This is a genomic window from Streptococcus sp. GMD6S, assembly GCF_000297015.1.
This window is the reverse complement of sequence record NZ_AJRH01000187.1, coordinates 1-927: the sequence shown is the minus strand read 5'-3', so window position 1 is coordinate 927 and position 927 is coordinate 1. Positions and strand designations below refer to the sequence as shown.

The 927-nt window shown below is 35.9% G+C and carries 1 protein-coding gene and 1 pseudogene; both read right to left on the bottom strand.

Annotation, left to right across the window (positions count from 1 at the left end):
* Positions 1-162 precede the first annotated feature (162 nt).
* Entirely contained in the window at positions 163-675 is a 513-nt protein-coding gene (locus GMD6S_RS09560) for a GNAT family N-acetyltransferase (protein ID WP_000624247.1), read from the bottom strand.
* Positions 676-737: 62 nt separating this feature from the next.
* Positions 738-927: pseudogene (locus tag GMD6S_RS12795) on the bottom strand (hypothetical protein); the annotation flags it as partial.

Sequence of the window (927 nt, the reverse complement as noted above, 5' to 3'; positions counted from 1 at the left end):
GTTTTATTATATAAAAAAAGTGGACGATTGTCCACTGGGAAAATCAAATTTTAACAGACACATCTGGAGATTCTAAACAAAAAACATCCAAGAAAACATTCTTGAATGTCCGTAAAGATTGATGACTCCATTAACCTTGTCAATAGACTGGAAATAATAATATTATGGCCTCCTTATCTCAAATACTGCTGTATGAACCCACTCATTATGAATGTGTAAGTCATTTTCTATCATCCTACTAAAGGTGAAACCATTTTTTATAAGCACCCTCTGAGAGGCTAGATTACCCGTTGCCGTTCCTGCAATGATTTTATTTAAACCATAAGTCGTAAAGGCCTTGTCTAAAACGAGTTTAACCGCTTCGCCAGCATAACCTAAGTTAGTAACATTTTCCCCAATCCTATACCCAAGCTCTGCTGTTGTTCGATCATTCTCTAAAACACTTAAATTGATTCTGCCGACCATCATGCCTTGCGAATCTCTGATAAGATGCATATAGACATCACGATTCGTTTGTTCCGTTAACAATTCCCTCGTGATTTCTTTAAAACCTTCTAAACCAAAATAGTTAGCTGGTCTAGGAGGTAAATTTCGTTCAAAATACTCTCGATTTTCTTTTTCAAAAGAATAAACGTCTAGACTATTTTCCTCAGACAACAGCTCTAAACTAATCATTACAAAACTTCCCTTCTCTTCTTAGTAAAAATATTGTGAGACTTACCTAGCCCTAGCAACTCCTACTCTAATTTTTGCAACAGCTTTACAACTTGACGATTTTCAATCTTCACATAGTATACACCACTATCATTGACAAGTTTATCCTCTTTATACTTAGCAATTTTGACAGCATAAAGACCGCGTGGTAGGGGTTGGTTGGCAAAAAATTCCTTCATGAGCGCTTCAAGCTCTTTAAGATAGTCATCATAC

Bases quoted from the DNA above. Each gene is read 5' to 3' on its own strand.
- GMD6S_RS09560 (WP_000624247.1), bottom strand. From the start codon at position 675: ATGATTAGTTTAGAGCTGTTGTCTGAGGAAAATAGTCTAGACGTTTAT.